Raw genomic sequence first — 15,102 nt, 5'->3', positions numbered from 1 at the left:
TGGTCAGTGGTCCCGCCTGCGGCTGGACCAGAAGGTCAGGGCGCTGCGGATCGCGACGGCGCCGAGGACGGCGGCGGCGAGGACGACGGGCAGCAGCGGCAGCGAGTCCCGGACCCCGCTCCAGTCGGCGATCCGCTTCGCCGGGACGGCGGTCGGGTCGGCGGCGGCCGGGGCGGCGGTGGAGGCCGAGGGGCCCGGGTCGGGCCGGGCGGCGGAGGGCCGCTTCTTGTCGTCGGCCTTGGCCGCGCCCGGCGTCGCGGGGCACACCGGCGCGGGCTTCCACACCGGCTTCGGGGTGGGTTCGAGGTAGTCGGCGGCGGCCTTCGGGCCCGCGATGGACACGAGCGCCGTCGCCCGCAGGAAGGTGCCCTGCGGGGTGACGACGGCGGTGTCCTTGAGCAGCGCCTGGAACGTCGGCAGGAGGGTGAGGACGTGCTCGACGGTCGCCTCGGTCTTCTTGTCGAACACCGGCGGGCCGGGTGTCGCGCCCGCCGCCAGCAGGCAGGCGAGGCCGGGCCGTGACTTCTGGAGCAGCGTCTCGACCCTGGCGAAGAATCCGGGACCGTGCTCCAGGACCGTCACCAGGTCGCCGCTCACCGTCCTGACCGAGGCGCTCACGTCCGCGAGGTTCCCGGCGGTCGCGGTGAGCTGCCTGCGGTGCGCGGCGAGGGTGCCGGTGACGTCGGTGAGTTCGGTGGCGAGCCCGCTCAGCACGTCGGCGTTCGCGGCGAGCGTCGCGGTCAGCTGGCCGGTGTCGCCGATGAGGTCGCGGAGTGTGTCGCCGTGCCCGGCCACCCCGGTGGCCAGTTCGTGCACGACCTTGCCCGCGTCGGCCGGATCGACGGCGTTCAGGGTGTCGCCGAGGCCCGTGAACAGCTCCTGGTAGTCGACGGTCCCGCTGGTGCGCGCCAGCGGCACGGTGTCGCCCGCCTTGAGGACGCCGTCCGTGGGGCCGGTCGGCGCGGTCAGCTCGACGTACGGCTCGCCGACCGCCGACTTGCGCAGCACCCGCGCGCCCGCCCCGGCCGGGACCTTCGTGTGGTGGTCCAGCTCCATCAGGACGGCGACGCGGCCCGGCCGCAGCGTCACCGAGGCGACCCGCCCGACCGGGACGCCCAGATACGTCACCTGGAGGTCGGGGTGGAGCCCGGGCGAGGAGGCGAACTCGGCGGTGACGGCGAACGGCCGCTCGATCAGGTCCAGGCGCAGCAGCGACGTCGCCGACCAGACGGCGAGGACGCAGCCGAGCACCGCGAAGAACACGAGGTTGACGACGATGCGGGCGTTCATCGCGGCGGCCCCGCCAGCTCGGTCAGGTCGAGCCCCTGGGCGCGCGCGGGTCCGGCGTCGCCCGGAGGCAGGAAGCCCTTGAGCCAGACCATGAGGAGGCCCTGTCCGTTGACGGAGACCGACGGCGCCCGCAGGAAGTCGAGCACCACGAGCGCGAGCCGTTTGAGCTGGTCGCGCCCCCGGACGGCGGCGGCGAGCATCTTGTCCGCGCGCTCCAGCAGCACCCTCAGCCGCGCCCCGTGCCGGTGCTCGATCTTCGCGTTGAACGACCTGCTCATCTTCAGCATGTCCTGGACGCCCGCTTTCAGCTCCGCCCTGTCGTTCTTGAGCCGCTCGGTGGCCAGCCTGACGTTCGCGGGCAGCGCGCCGAGTTCGGCGCTGCCCTTGCGCAGGGTGCCGCCGAGGTCGGCGAGGGCGTCGAGGGCGCGGCCGAGGTCGGCGCTGGCGGCCGCGTAGCTCTCGCTCACCTCGGAGATCCGCGCGACGAGCCGGTTCAGCCGCGCGCCCTGGCCGCCGAACGCGCTGACCGACGTGTCCACGATCGTCGACACGTCCTGGCCGCTGAGCGCGGCGAGCAGCGGCCCGACGTGCTGGGTGATGCCCTCCATGTCGGGCGCGACCGACGTCCGGGTGACCACCGCCCCGTCGGCGAGGTACGGTCCGCTGTCCAGGGGGTGGCCGGGGGGCGGGTCGAGCCGCACGTAGTTCTCGCCGAGCAGCGATGTCTTGGCGACGGCGGCCGACGTCCCGGCCGGGACCCTGACGCGCAGCGCCATCGTGACACGGGCGCGGTAGCCGTCGAGGGCGATGGCGGTCACCGTCCCGGCGCGCACGTCGGAGATCTGCACGCTGTGCCCGACGACGAGGCTCTGCACGTCGTCGAACACCGCGGTCAGCGCGTGGCCGCCGCCGGTGCCGCCGACCGTCCGCACCGAGCATCCCGCCGCGCAGCCGACGGTCAGGGTCATCGCCAGCGTCATCCGGCCGAGGGCCTGTACTCCTGTCATGGCGCCTTCTTCTTGGGGGGTGGGCAGTCGGCGAGTTCGGTGTTGTCGCGCGGGCACGGGACCCGGCCCCAGCCCATCGCGTCGAAGATCGGCTGGAGCCAGATCCGGACGGTCGCCGAGAGCTGGATGCGGATGACCGCCACGTGGTTCTCGCGGTCCCAGGCGTTGACGATGACGTCGGCGAACCGGGAGAGCGAGGTGATGACCTGGTTGATCGAGTCGCTGCCCGCCTTGAGCGTCATCACGATGTTCGACAGGTCGGCGGCCGTGGCGGGGAGCGTCTCCTGGTAGGCGGTGATGAGGACGCCGCTCTTGCGGATGGTGTCGGCGAGGCCGGTGATGAACGCCTGGAGCCGCGCGCGTTCCTGCGCGAGGGTGCCGCTGGTCGAGGCGAACGCGGCGAGGATGGTGTCGAGGTCCTCGCCGTTGAGGTCGGCGGCCAGGTCGCGGAGCCGCTCGGCGATCCGGACGAGCTTCTGGTCCTGGCCCGCGAGGTCGTTGACGAGGTCGGCGGTGAGGCCGACGGCGTCGTTGATCCGCATGCCGTTGCCGTCCAGGGCCTGGGCGCCCTCGTGCAGCAGCGCGCCGAGCTTCCCCGGATCGATCGCCGACTCAAGCCGGGTGAACGCTTCGAGCGCCTCGTCGATCTCGACGGGCAGCGTGGTGCGCTCCTGCGGGACGACGGCGCCGGGCGCCGCCTTCGGCATGCCGGGCTCCCACGCGGGGGACAGCACGACGCTGCGCTCGCCGAGGGTCTCCACCGCCTCGATGGACGCCCACACGTCGGCGGGCAGGGGCACGTCGGCGTCGATCGTGAGGTCGACGCGGACGCGCGCGCCGTCGATCCTGACGGCGGTGACGGAGCCCACGTCGGCGCCCATGACCTTGACCTTGGACTCGGGGTAGAGCGAGGGCGCCTTGGCGAAATAGGCGCTCATCCGGTACGGGGACTCGCCCGGTAGCGGCACCGCCTCACAACCGCCGACCGTCGCGGTCAGCATCAGCACGCCGCAGGCGGCGATCAGCCTCATGATCCTCCGTCCTTGGCCGAGTCGACGAGCGCGCCGAGGTCGGCGGGCGTGAGCGGGCCGAGGCCGGTGGCCGCGACCTCCACCCACGGCCCGTAGCCGCCCGCGCCCGCGAGGCCGGTGAGTGTGGGGCCCGCCCAGGCCAGGACCGTCCCGAGGTCGCCGAGCTGGGGGCGCAGGGTGGCGAGGGTGCCGCGCAGGTCGGCGATCACCCCGGTCAGTTGCCGCTGGTGGTCGTCGATGAGGTCGGTCAGCTCTTGGACGACGGTGCTGCTGTCGCCGAGGAAGGTCGCGAGTTCGTCCCGGCGGGCCTGCACTTCGGCGAGCATCAGCCGCACGTTGGCGAGCAGCTTCGTGAGCTGGCCGTCGCGGGTGTGCATGACAGCCATCAGCTTGTCGCCGCCGTTGAGGAGCTTGTTGATGTCCTCGCTGCTTTCGCTGACGGTCTCGGCGAGCGCGGCCAGGTTGCGCAGCGAGCCGCGCAGCTTCCCCCTGGTCTCCTCGCTGACGCCGGTGAGCTGGGCGACGAGCCGGTTCAGCGCCTTGGCGTCGAGTTTCTCGACGGTGCGGGCGGAGTCGGACACGACGCTGTTGACGGTGGCGGGCGTCCGGGTGCGCTCCTCGGGGATGCGCCTCTTGTCCTCCGGCAGCGTGTGCAGGTACGGGCGCGCGACCGGGCCCGTGAGCCGCAGGTACCTGCCGCCGAGCACGTTGGCGGTGCGGATCTCGGCGCGGGTCGCCGGGCCGAGGTCGACGTCGCTGTCCACCTTCCAGGTGATGACGACCCTGCCGCGCCGGAAGTCGGGCGCGACCGACGACACCTCGCCGACGCGGACGCCCGCCACCCTGACCTCGTCGCCGGAGCGCAGGTCGCCGGTGCCGGTGAAAACGCCGCTCATCGTGTAGCGGTCCTTGAGGACGCCGGTGGACCCGACGAGGTAGACGCCGCCGACGAGGAGCGCCAGGCCGGTCGCCGACACCAGGCCGACGATGATGGGATCGCGGTCGCGGAAGGACTTCACGGCTGCGCGCCTCCGAGGATGAGCCGTTGGAAGGACGGCGCCGAGTCGAGGCGGCCCGCCCCGTTGACGGTCGGGCCCGGCAGCTTCACCGGGTAGGGGCAGGGCGGCGCGACCAGCGTGATGCAGGGCACCGCGACCTTCATGAAGCGGCCGTCCTCGGTCGCGGCGAAGACGTGTTCGAGCTTGGGCCCCGCGTCGGTGAGGATCTGCGACACCGTCGCCGTGTTGCGGCGCACCCCGCCGGTGATCACGGCGAGCCGGTCCAGGACGCGGCCGAGGTCGTCGGCGTTCTGGCCGAGCACCGCGTCGCTGGTGCGGGCCAGCCTGGCCAGCTCCACGAGCGTGTCGTCGACGAGGGCGCGGTTGCGGGCGAACCCGTCGCTCAGCGCGACGAGGTTGTCGATCGCCTGCCCGATCTGCTTGTCGCGGGAGGCGACGAGTTCGGTGACGGTCGCGTAGTCGGCGATCATCTTGCCGATGTTCTTGCGGCGGGAGGCTACCGTCGCCAGCAGCACGTCGACGTTCTCGATGAGGTCGCCGACCGCGCCGGTGTTGCCCTCCAGCGTCTCGGTGAGCGTGACGAGAAGCCGGTTGACCTGGTCGGCGTCCAGGCTTCGGGTGAGGGGCGCGAGGCTCTCGACGAGGTCGTCGGTGTTGACGGCGGAGCGGGTCGTGGCGACGCGCGCGCCCGGCCGGATCATCGTCGTGGCGTCGCCGGGCACCAGGTAGACGACGCGGCGGCCGAGCGCGTCGCGCCAGCGGATCACCGCCTGGCTGTCGGACGGCACCCGCACCCCCGCGTGCACGCGGAGCCCGACGATCGCCTTGCCCTGGTCCACGGTGATGCTGGTGACGCGGCCGACCGGCGCGCCCGCGATCTTCACCGCGTCGCCCGCGCGCAGCCCGCTGACGTCGTCGAAGGAGGCGGTGAGCGGGTAGCCGCGCGAGAAGTCGAACCGCTGGATCTGGAGGGACAGGAACACCGTCAGCGTCGCGGTGACGGTGACGAACGCGGCGAGCTTCACCAGCGTTCGGCGGCGCAGCCGCGCCCGGGGAGAGGAGTCGCGCATCAGGGCCTCCCGCACAGGCCGAGGACCAGTTCACAGGGGTTGGACGGCAGGTAGGCGTGCACGCCCAGGTAGTGCTTGCCGTTCGCGGCGGGCACCTTCGCGAGGTCGTTGTAGACCGGGAGTAGCTGGTTCGCGGCCCGGATGGCGCCGCCCAGGTCGCCGAGCTGCCCGTACAGGAGCGAGACGAGCCGCTCCGCGCTGCGGAAGGACTCGCCGAGCTGGTCGCCGCGTTTGTCCAGGCCGTGCGCGACGATCAGGGACACGTCGCCGAGCCCGGCGGCGAACGCGCCGAGACTGCCCTCGGGCACCGCGGCGGCCGCGTCGATGACGTGGTTGGTGTCGCCCGCCGCGCGCACCACGTCCGGCCCGGCCTTGGCGAGCGCGCCGCCCAGGTCGGCGCCGTCGCGGAGGAACCTGCGGGCGTCCGCGCGGTGCCGGTGCGCGACGCCGACGAGGGTGTCGGTGTGCTCGACGATCCGGCGCAGCGCCGGGCCCTGGCCGTCGAGGCCGTGCGCGAGTGTGCGGACGAGCGTCGCCACGTCCGCCGGATCGACGGCCTCCACCACGCCGGACACGTCGGCGAGGAGCTGCGCCAGGTCGGTGGGGTCGGCGGTGCGGGTGACGCGGTCGCCGTCGGCGAGGTAGGGGCCGGACGTCTCGCCGTCGCCGGGGACGAGGTTGACGAACTTCGGCCCGAAGACCGACGCGGGCTCGATCGCGGCGACGGCCGTCGCGGGCACCCGGTAGCCGGGATCGAGCCGGAGGGTCAGGTGGACGCGGCCGTTCTGGCCGAGCCTGACCTGGGCGACGCGCCCGACCTGGACGCCGCGGACCTTCACCGGGGAGTCGCTGCGCAGGCCCTGGCCCGCGCTGCCGAACTCGGCGCGCACCTCGGCGCCGGTGGCGCTGAACGGCTTGGCCAGCAGCAGGTACAGCGTGACGGCGAGGGCGGCCAGGGTGCCCGTGGTGATCGCCGCCCCACGGCGTAGGGGAACGTTCATCCGCTCAGCCTCACTGTCGAGCCCTGCCCCCAGAACACGTAGGACAGCAGCAGGTTCAGGGTGACCACCACGATGATCGACAGCCGGATGGCGCGGCCCGCCGCCGCCCCGACGCCGACGGGGCCGCCCGTGGCGTAGTAGCCGTAGAAGGAGTGGATGATGATCACCGCGGTGGCGAAGACGCCGACCTTGATCGTGCTGTAGACGAGGTCGATCGTCGGTAGATACAGGTGGAAGTAGTAGTCGTAGGCGCCGGGCGCCAGGTCGAAGAAGCTGGTGCTGACCAGGCGGGTGGCGAAGAAGCTGGCGAACAGCGCGATCAGGTAGAGCGGGACCAGCGCGATGAGCGCGGCGACCACCCGGGTGCACACGAGGTACACGAGCGAGTTGATGCCCATCACTTCAAGGGCGTCGATCTCCTCGCTGATGCGCATCGCGCCGAGCTCCGCGGTGAAGGCCGAGCCGCACTGGGCGGCCAGTGCCGTCGCCGCGATCACCGGGGTGATCTCGCGGACGTTCGCGAAGCTGCCGACCAGCCCCATGAACGACTGCGCGCCGATCGTCTCCAGCCCGGTGTAGCCCTGGAGGCCGATCTCGGTGCCGACGAAGAACGCCATGGTGAAGACGACGAAGATCATGCCGCCGCCGACGACCGTCGCGCCGACCCCGACGACGATGTCGCTGACGTGCCGCAGGACGGTCCTGCCGTACTTGAGGCGGAAGATGACGTCGACGAGGGAGCGGTAGAGCACCTTCGTCACGAAGAGCGGCCAGGCGGCCAGCGAGGCGTACCTCTCGGCGGCGGCCCGCGCGCCGCGGGCGAGGGTCTGTCCCTTGGGGAGCGCGAGCATCAGATCACCGGGGGGAAGGCGAGGATGTACACGGTCGTGATCACGTAGTTGAGGGCGAAGACGAGCAGGAAGGCCACGACGATCGCCTGGTTGACGGCCCTGCCGACGCCGACGGGGCTGGTCGCGCAGTTCATGCCCATGTGGCAGGCGACCGCCGCCGACACCAGCCCGAACAGCCACGCCTTGAACAGCGTGACGACCATGTCCGACATGCGGAGCAGGGAGACCGCGCCGTCGAAGTAGGCGCCGGGGGTCACCTCCTGCAGCATGACGTTGAAGACGAAGCCGCCGAACGCCCCGGCGATGATCACCAGTGACGCCAGCAGCATCGAGACGGTGCTCGCCGCCCACAGCCGGGGCGTCACCAGCCGCTGGACGGGGTTGACCGCCATGACCTCCATGGCGGCCAGCTCGTCACGGATGCGCCGGGCGCCCATGTCGGCGGTCATGGCCGAACCGCCCGCGCCCGCGATGATCATCGCGGCGGCGATCGGCGCGACCTCGCGGACGAGCCCGACGATCACCGCCCCGCCGGTCGCGGACTGCGCGCCGAGCTGCTCGGCGAGCTGCCCGACCTGCAGCGCCACGGTGGCCCCAAGCGGCAGCGCCACGAGGATGACCGGCACACTCGTCACCCGAGCGAGGAACCAGCACTGCTCGACGAACTCCCACCACCACTTGCCGACATGCCGGCTGTACCGCAGCCCCTCCAACGCCAGCACAAAAAGCGTGCCGACCTCGGTCAACGGCCCACGCAGCCGATCCGGCACCGGCACGGCACTCATCGCCGCCCCGCCCCGACATCCACCCGTCCCTGAAACCCCACTCGTCGCGTCACGCGCGCTACCCTACGGCCGCTATTGGCGGTCCGCCAATAGCGTTGACAAAGATTCTGCGACAGCGCAGCACCCCACCCCCACCGCCCCCGGGGGGTGGGCGCTCCCGACGGAGTCGGGCTCGCTTGAGCGCCCATGGGCGAGAACTTGCACGTCAGGCGTCAGCCGAGGCGACCAGGCTCGCTCGTTCGGTGACGACCAGTACTCGGGGTAGGTCGTCCGGCTGTTTCTATGCTCCGGTCCGGTCGGCGAGTTCTCGCAGGTCGGAGCCGGGTGGTTCCCGCATGGTCAGCAGGTCGGTGACGAGCTGTCGAACGGCGCGATGGTTCTGGATCTGCTCAGGTGTGATCTCCTCGGCCTCCAGCAACGCCGTCGTGGCCTCCTCGACCTGGCGTCGCTGGGCGTGGGCCCGTGCGACGTCGACGAGCATCCGGCCACGTCGTTCGTCCGACAGCCCCGACACGTCGAGTTCGGCCGCGACCCGGAGCGCGCGCCCGGCGTCACCCACCTCCACCGCGACGGCGATCTCATGCAGCGAGACGTTCGCGGGCCCGAACTCGGTGTTGAAGTGGTTCTGCCCTTCGCCGAGCCGGGTCGCCATCCGCCGCGCCCGCGCGAGATGGGCGTAGGCGGTGTCGGCGTCGTTGAGCCGGGACGCCACGATCGCCCGTTGCAGCGTGAGCCCGCCCCACAACGCCATGGCTTCGGGGCCGCCCCCGTCGGCGAGGTGCCCCAGCGCGTCAGCGGTCGTGCGGGCGGTCTCCTCAGCCTGTTCGAATGGGAATCCCCTTGCCGTCGTCCGTGCTCAGCCAGTCCACGTGAACCGAGGTGAGGAACGCCTCCCGTGCCGCCAGGAACCGCTTGACGTGCTCCTGCTCCTCGTGCGCGTCGAAGGCGTCCCGATCGGCGTACAGCTCGTAGAAGACCCGCACCAGCGGTTCGCCTTCCACACGGTGCGAGACGTACACGAGCGTCCCCGGCTCCCGCCCCTTGATCAGCTCCAACGTCTCCGCGACGAGCAGATCGAACGCCTCGGCGCTCCCCTCGTCCTTGCAGGTGAAACGCACCAAAAGCCCAAACACGGTTCCTCCAGAGACAGCGAGCACCCACGAGATCAGTACCTATTGTGCGGCACAGATACCCGGCATGCGTTGCCTATCGGGAGTGGATGGTTGCTTAGCGTGATGTCTGCACGTTGATGGGTGTTCGTCGGGAATCTGGGGGTTTGTTTGGCCTGGGTGGGCATATTGTGATCTGAGTTACATGAGGGGGATGGAGTGCTATGCGGTTGACTGATCTGGAGTTGACTGAGGAGCAGGTGGCGGAGCTGGGCGCGGTGTTGCGCGGGCGGCTTCCCGAGGTTGCGGCTGAGGCGATTCTTGAGGTTGAGGCGCAGGTTCCGGCGGTGGTTCGGCCGCATGATCCGCGGTACGCGGCGTTTCTCGGGCAGGCGGTGCGGTGGGGGATCGGGCGGTTTGTTGAACTGCTGGCCGGTGGGGACGCTCGGCTGGAGGAGCTTCACGGCTTCTATCGGGAGCTCGGCGTCATGATCGCTGAAGAGGGCATTCCGCAGGAGAGCTGGCAGAGCTGTTTCCGGGTCGCCACCGGGGTGGCGATCAACCGGCTGACCGAGGCCGTCGGGACCCATCCGGGCGTCACGCCGACCGCTATCGCCCGCGTCGCCCAGGACGTGCTGTACTACCTCGAACAGATCACCGGCGCGATGAACGAAGGCTACGCCGGAGCCCGCTCCGCCAGCGACACCCTCCAGTACCGGCGCAAGCTCCTCGACCTGCTGATCAGCGACGACCCCCGCCCCGAGGACGTGCACCAGCTCGCCCTGGACGCCGACTGGCCCGTCCCCCGGACGATCGCCGCCGTCGCGCTGCGCCCGCATCCCGACACCGTCGCGCTCCGGCCCGTCATCCCCGCCGACGCCCTTCCCGGCCTGCACCACCCGGAGCCCTGCCTCATCATCCCCGACCCGGCCGGGCCCGGCCACCGCCAACGCCACGCCGCCGAGCTCCGCGACTGGATCGCGGCGGTCGGCCCGACCGTCGGTGTCACCCGGGCCGCCGAGTCCCTGCGCTGGGCGCGCCGCACCCTGGACCTCGCGGCCCAGGGCCATCTCGGCCCGGACCGGCTCATCCACGCCGGCGACCACACGTTGCCCATCGTGCTGCTGCACGGCGGCGAGATGATGGACCACCTCACCAGAACCCTCCTCGCCCCGGTGACGACCCTGCGCAAGTCCAGCCGCCGCCCCCTCATGGAAACCCTGCTCCGCTGCCTCCAGTGCGGATTCAACGCCACCGAGGTCGCCGTCTCCCTCAACCTCCACCCCCAAAGCATCCGCTACCGCATCCGCCAACTAGAGGACGTCTTCGGCCCCACCATCCGAGACCCCGAACGCAACCTCGAATACCAGTCCGCCCTCACCTACTGGCTCCGAACCCACCCCCACCCCCAAAACCCCACCGGAACGCCCGCGGTCTGACCCGCCCCGCACCCCGCCGACCTCACGGTCCATGCCGGGTTTCCTCGCCGCGGGCGCCCGCCCCCACCGTTCCGCGATGGCGATCTCGTGCAGCGAGACGCGTTCGCGGGCCCGAACCTGGTGTTGACGCGGTTCTGTGGGTGCTGTGCTCCTGTCAGGTGCGGTCTGAACCGGCGCTACGATCGCCCGGATCAGCGAGCAAAGGCAGCTGAACCTTTATGTAAAGGGGCTGTCTCGTTCGATGAGCATCCGTTAAGCATCGCAAAATTCGGCGGTGATAATAATGCGGTTTGGTATAGTGTGCCTTTTTCATCCTGGGTGCGGGTGGGCTGATCACAGCATGGCCGCGGGTTCCCCGCACAACCAACACCCGCTCAACCCGGGCCGTGCACGACGGGCTGCACCTGCTCGTCCTGGACGGGACGCTCATCAAGACCGGAATCCCTGTCCTCGCTGACAAGGGCTACCAGGGCGCCAAGACTCGCATGGTGATCACGCCCTACAAAGGCCGAGGCAAACCCGCCTCCCAAAACAGGCCAACCGCTCCCACGCCCACCTGCGCGCACCCGGGTGAACGAGCAAACGCCCAGCTCAAATCATGGAAACTCCTCCACCAACTCCGGTACAGCCCCTCCAAAGTCGGCCACCTCGTCAAAGCCATCGCCGTCCTCGCCAACCGCAAAGCACGATGAAAAACGCTCAGCGCATGCTTGGTGGATGCTTGTTTTCTCCTGTGGGCTTTGTGGTTTTCGGGTCGCCCATAATTTGGCCCTGTGGTCGGGTCTGGCGTGTCGCGAGGGTTCATGTCAGACTTCTGAAGGTTGGATCCGTCGCGGTCTCCCGGTCCAACACGCGGACCTATCGAGGAGGGCTCCATGACTGAAAACATCCCGGAGTTGGTAAGGGGTCTGAACCGTCTGGCCCAGCCGACCGACTCCCCAAATTTCGGCCTCGACTTCGTGACGGATCCCGCGACCGCGCTGGCGGCCAAGGGGCTTGTGCTGTCCGCCGACGAGCAGGCACGTATCAACGCCGAGGTCGCTGACATCGTCGAGAACCAGAGCGGCGTCAGCGAAGAGGCCGTCGAGGTCGAGGTCAGCGTCAAGGTGAAGTTCTGAGTGCGTCATGAGGGTGAGTCCTTCGCCGATGCGCTCAGCCAATCGGCTGAGTTCCTGGTGGTCGTCCCACCCTTCGGCGGGATTGATCGTCCTTCGCTCGGCGCGAGTATCATCGCGGACATCGCGCGTGCGGAGGGCCTGACGGCACAGGTCTTCTATGCGAATCTGGACTTCGCCAGTGTTCTGGGTTCAGAGCTGTATCAGGAACTCTGCCACACACCGACGGGGTTGCTCATCGGAGAACAGATCTTCAGCGCCGGCTGGGTCTCCCGTGGCCCGAATCCGCTCGGTGCCCCGGTGCTCCCCAGTTATGCTGCGGTCCTCGATGAGACCGACGCAGTTCTGCGAAAGCTGATTCCCGGCGAGCCTGAGCCGCTGAAGTATCTCCAGGATGTGGCGAGCCGCTGGGCGGAGGAGATGGGGCACCGGCTTGCGCGAACCCGTTCACGAATGATCGGGTTCACCTCGGTCTACGAGCAGACACTCGCCTCCTTGACCTTGATTCGGCACGTCAAGAGCACATCACCCGAGAAGATACTCATCCTGGGCGGCGCCAACTGTGACGGCGAACTGGCCAACGGTATCCGTTCGGTGGCCTCCGGGGTTGACGTGATCTTCTCTGGCGAGTCGGAGGAGTCTTTTCGCAACTATGTTCGAGACTCCCATTCGACTGCGCCCGGTTCTCGTGAGTCCCCGCATATTATTAGGTCGACGGGTCCGAAGCGTGACCTTGATGAAATTCCTCTTCCCGCGTACGAGGACTACTTCGAGCAGTTCTCGGCGGCCCTGGTGGGTACTGAGTTCGGGGATCTTCTTGAGCGTCGGATCTGGATCCCCTACGAGACGAGTCGTGGTTGTTGGTGGGGCCAGAAGCATCATTGCACTTTCTGCGGGCTCAATGCCGAGGGGATGGTCTTCCGTGAGAAATCGGTGAGCAGGGTCCTGGCGGATTTGGACGCGATCGAGGCGAGGTACGGTCGTGACCGTGTTCTCATGGTCGACAACATCATGCCTTATCGGTATTTCACGACCCTGCTTCCGGAGCTGGCTTCAAGGGAATCAAAGTTCCATATCTTCTACGAGCAGAAGGCGAACCTGTCCTTCCATCGTATGAAACTCCTCTGGGATGCCGGTGTCAGACGTATACAGCCAGGTATAGAGGCTTTGAGCAGTCCGCTTCTCGCGCATATGAGAAAAGGCGTGACAGTGCGGCAGAACATTCAATGCCTCCGATACGCGCGAGCGGTCGGCATGGATGTCACCTGGAATCTGCTTCTCGACTTTCCGGGCGATGAGGTCGGGTGGTACGAGACGACCGCCGGCATAATACCGCACCTGGCCCATCTGCAGCCACCGTCCGGATGCAGCCCACTCAGTATCGATCGGTTCAGCCCCTACTTCGAACGGCCTGCCCAGTTCGGAATCCATGCTGTGCGCCCGATTCCCGCCTACTCGCTTGCATTCGGCGACGTGAACTCGCTGCCGCAGATCGCCTACCATTTCCAGGGCGAGTACACGTCTGCGGCCCGCGGTTTCCCAGCCGTGGCAGCTCAACTTTCCGAATGCGTGGACGCCTGGCGTGAGGCGTGGTCGTCGACCGCCAAGCCACTTCTGCAGGTCATGCAATTGGGTGATGACAGATTCCTGCTCATCGACACAAGACCTGGTGCCGCTGTCAACGCGCAGGTTCTCGACCGCGCGCACGCGGAGGTCGTCCTGCACATACCCAAGGGAACCGAGGAGGCCCTTTGGGAATGGGCGCGTGAAGGCAACTATGCCATCGAAGTCGATGGTGAACGGGTTCCTTTGGCGGTCGCCTCACGAGCGTGCATGGAAGAGTTCCCCGTCCCCTGACCCCGGCGGTCCATTCGCCGGCACCGTCGACCTCGACGCGCCAGTCGTCGTTGGCGTCGCCGACGCCGCCTTCGCCGAAACAGGTCACCTCCTGCTGGCCCGTCACCGGTGACCGGTGACCGGTGGTCGCTGTGGCTGTGGAGGTTGCGGCGGGTGAGCACGTGCTCCAGTCGAACGCCGTCACCTGCTGCTGGCCGGAACCCTTGGGGTGTCCGTAGTTGAGCGCGTGGGAGTGCAGCGTCCGGCCGGTCCAGGTGTGGCTGAGCTTGAAGGTGGCGCCGTAGGTGAGCCTGTGGCCGAGCGCGGCCGGATTACGGGTAAACACCAGCGGGTTGCGGTGCGCGTAGTCGTGGACGCAGCGGTTCCAGCGCTCGGACGACCCGGTCGGCGTCGCCCCTGGAGGTGGCCAGCCATGCTTCGGCGACCGCAAGGTAGATCCGGGAGCTGACGATGTCGCCACTGGCGAGCCGCCCCTGCGCGAGATGGTCCGCTGCGGCCGTCCAGTCACCGCGCTTGGCGGGCACGATGGCGGCGAGACTGCGGGACGCCGCCGTCATCCACAGCTGCTCGGTCGCCTCGGCGAACGCGATCGACGTCTCCGCCTGGACCGACGCGTCGTCCCAGCGCCCCATCCGGTCGAACGTGAATCCGAGCTGGGCGTGGACATGGACCCGCTGATGGGCGGAGAGCCGGTCGGCGTCGTGGATCAGCCCTTCCAGGTCGGTGACGGCGCCGGTCAGATTCCCGGTCCGTGACCTGACGAGGCCCCGGCCGATCAGCAGATCGCGTTCGGATCGGTCCGCCTGAGCTGGAGCCGGCAGATCGGAGACCGAGTCCAATGCCTCCTTCGCCCGGCCCGACGCGGCCCGCGCCAGCAGCCGGGCGTGCAGCACCTGCCCCAGCTCCGCCGCGTCCGCGGGCCCGGCGAGGGCTCTTCGGGACCAGGCGAGTGTCTGGGGCGCGTCCGCGGCCATCAGGTACAGCACGGCGAGTTGCTCGGCGACACGCGCGGCCAGGATGGGTCGGCTTCCCGGTCCAGCTCCCGCCAGGCGTCCGTCAGCAGGGCGATCGCCTCGCCTGTGGTGCAGCCGATCGGCCTCGGCCACCGCCAGGAGTGCGGCATGCCTGTGCAGACGTCGGCGGATCGTCGGGCCCAGCCCCTGGTAGACGGCCGTGCGCGTCATGGGATGGGGAAAGACCGCGCACAGCCCGTCCACCTCGGCGGAGCGCAGGCCGTTGAGCCGGATCCGCGTGGTCCGATCGTCGTCCACGAGCTTGCGCAGGCCCGTCGGCATGTGCGGCCACCCGGTGTCGCGGGCGATCAGCACCGTGAGGACACGCTCGGTGCGCAGCCGTCGCAGGGCGAACGTGACGGCGCGCAGCGACACGAGGTCGGCCCAGTGCGCGTCGTCGACGATCATGACGATAGGCGCGTCTCCGTCCTCGCCTAGCTGTTCCAGCAGGTGCGTCCCGGCCGCGACCGGATCACCCGACACCGGATGGCCGACGAGCTGTGACAGCACGCCGA

At 69.4% G+C, this 15,102-nt stretch carries 15 protein-coding genes; 4 read left to right on the top strand and 11 right to left on the bottom strand.

What is annotated here, in order from left to right; all coding sequences use genetic code 11:
* Nucleotides 1–3: 3 nt before the first annotated feature.
* The 10 genes from LO762_RS09205 to LO762_RS09160 form a co-directional block, all read right to left on the bottom strand.
* On the bottom strand, nt 4–1,290 hold the full coding sequence (locus LO762_RS09205) for an MCE family protein (protein ID WP_230614028.1): 1,287 nt from the start codon (nt 1,288–1,290) through the stop codon (nt 4–6).
* Nucleotides 1,287–2,297, bottom strand: coding sequence for an MlaD family protein (locus tag LO762_RS09200; RefSeq protein ID WP_230614026.1), 1,011 nt, complete (start codon nt 2,295–2,297; stop codon nt 1,287–1,289). The genes LO762_RS09205 and LO762_RS09200 overlap by 4 nt, the downstream gene beginning before the upstream one ends.
* Complete coding sequence (locus LO762_RS09195) at nt 2,294–3,328, bottom strand: MCE family protein (protein ID WP_230614024.1); 1,035 nt, start codon at nt 3,326–3,328, stop codon at nt 2,294–2,296. The genes LO762_RS09200 and LO762_RS09195 overlap by 4 nt, the downstream gene beginning before the upstream one ends.
* On the bottom strand, nt 3,325–4,347 hold the full coding sequence (locus LO762_RS09190) for an MlaD family protein (RefSeq protein WP_230614022.1): 1,023 nt from the start codon (nt 4,345–4,347) through the stop codon (nt 3,325–3,327). The genes LO762_RS09195 and LO762_RS09190 overlap by 4 nt, the downstream gene beginning before the upstream one ends.
* Complete coding sequence (locus LO762_RS09185; RefSeq protein WP_230614020.1) at nt 4,344–5,417, bottom strand: MCE family protein; 1,074 nt, start codon at nt 5,415–5,417, stop codon at nt 4,344–4,346. Before LO762_RS09185 ends, LO762_RS09190 begins: the two co-directional genes overlap by 4 nt.
* Nucleotides 5,417–6,418 carry an MlaD family protein gene (locus tag LO762_RS09180; RefSeq protein WP_230614018.1) on the bottom strand — a complete coding sequence of 334 codons (1,002 nt, stop codon included), beginning with the start codon at nt 6,416–6,418 and terminating at the stop codon, nt 5,417–5,419. Before LO762_RS09180 ends, LO762_RS09185 begins: the two co-directional genes overlap by 1 nt.
* The gene (locus tag LO762_RS09175) at nt 6,415–7,269 is read right to left on the bottom strand and encodes an ABC transporter permease (protein ID WP_230614016.1); all 855 of its coding nucleotides are present in this window, start codon (nt 7,267–7,269) and stop codon (nt 6,415–6,417) included. Before LO762_RS09175 ends, LO762_RS09180 begins: the two co-directional genes overlap by 4 nt.
* Entirely contained in the window at nt 7,269–8,054 is a 786-nt protein-coding gene (locus LO762_RS09170; RefSeq protein ID WP_230614014.1) for an ABC transporter permease, read from the bottom strand. The genes LO762_RS09175 and LO762_RS09170 overlap by 1 nt, the downstream gene beginning before the upstream one ends.
* 280 nt (nt 8,055–8,334) lie before the next feature.
* Nucleotides 8,335–8,805, bottom strand: a complete 471-nt coding sequence (locus LO762_RS09165) for a hypothetical protein (RefSeq protein ID WP_230614012.1) — start codon at nt 8,803–8,805, stop codon at nt 8,335–8,337.
* A gap of 64 nt (nt 8,806–8,869) precedes the next feature.
* A complete protein-coding gene (locus LO762_RS09160; RefSeq protein ID WP_230614011.1) occupies nt 8,870–9,187 on the bottom strand; it encodes a putative quinol monooxygenase in 318 nt (105 codons plus the stop codon).
* A gap of 200 nt (nt 9,188–9,387) precedes the next feature.
* On the opposite strand from LO762_RS09160, the gene LO762_RS09155 reads away from it, so the two are divergent.
* The 4 genes from LO762_RS09155 (at nt 9,388) to LO762_RS09145 (ending at nt 13,574) form a co-directional block, all read left to right on the top strand.
* Nucleotides 9,388–10,602, top strand: a complete 1,215-nt coding sequence (locus LO762_RS09155) for a CdaR family transcriptional regulator (protein WP_230614010.1) — start codon at nt 9,388–9,390, stop codon at nt 10,600–10,602.
* Nucleotides 10,603–10,988: 386 nt separating this feature from the next.
* Nucleotides 10,989–11,294 carry a transposase family protein gene (locus LO762_RS33870; protein WP_374201544.1) on the top strand — a complete coding sequence of 102 codons (306 nt, stop codon included), beginning with the start codon at nt 10,989–10,991 and terminating at the stop codon, nt 11,292–11,294.
* A 183-nt stretch (nt 11,295–11,477) separates the two neighbouring features.
* Nucleotides 11,478–11,720 carry a hypothetical protein gene (locus LO762_RS09150; RefSeq protein WP_230614009.1) on the top strand — a complete coding sequence of 81 codons (243 nt, stop codon included), beginning with the start codon at nt 11,478–11,480 and terminating at the stop codon, nt 11,718–11,720.
* Nucleotides 11,721–13,574 carry a RiPP maturation radical SAM C-methyltransferase gene (locus LO762_RS09145; protein WP_230614008.1) on the top strand — a complete coding sequence of 618 codons (1,854 nt, stop codon included), beginning with the start codon at nt 11,721–11,723 and terminating at the stop codon, nt 13,572–13,574.
* A gap of 311 nt (nt 13,575–13,885) precedes the next feature.
* On the opposite strand, the gene LO762_RS09140 is transcribed toward LO762_RS09145, so the two are convergent.
* Nucleotides 13,886–15,097, bottom strand: coding sequence for a hypothetical protein (locus LO762_RS09140; RefSeq protein ID WP_230614006.1), 1,212 nt, complete (start codon nt 15,095–15,097; stop codon nt 13,886–13,888).
* Nucleotides 15,098–15,102 lie beyond the last annotated feature (5 nt).

The sequence above is a fragment of the Actinocorallia sp. API 0066 genome (assembly GCF_020991275.1).
Taxonomy (GTDB): Bacteria; Actinomycetota; Actinomycetes; order Streptosporangiales; family Streptosporangiaceae; genus Actinocorallia.
The sequence above is the reverse complement of the archived record's forward strand: the minus strand, read 5'-3'. Positions and strand labels throughout refer to the sequence as shown.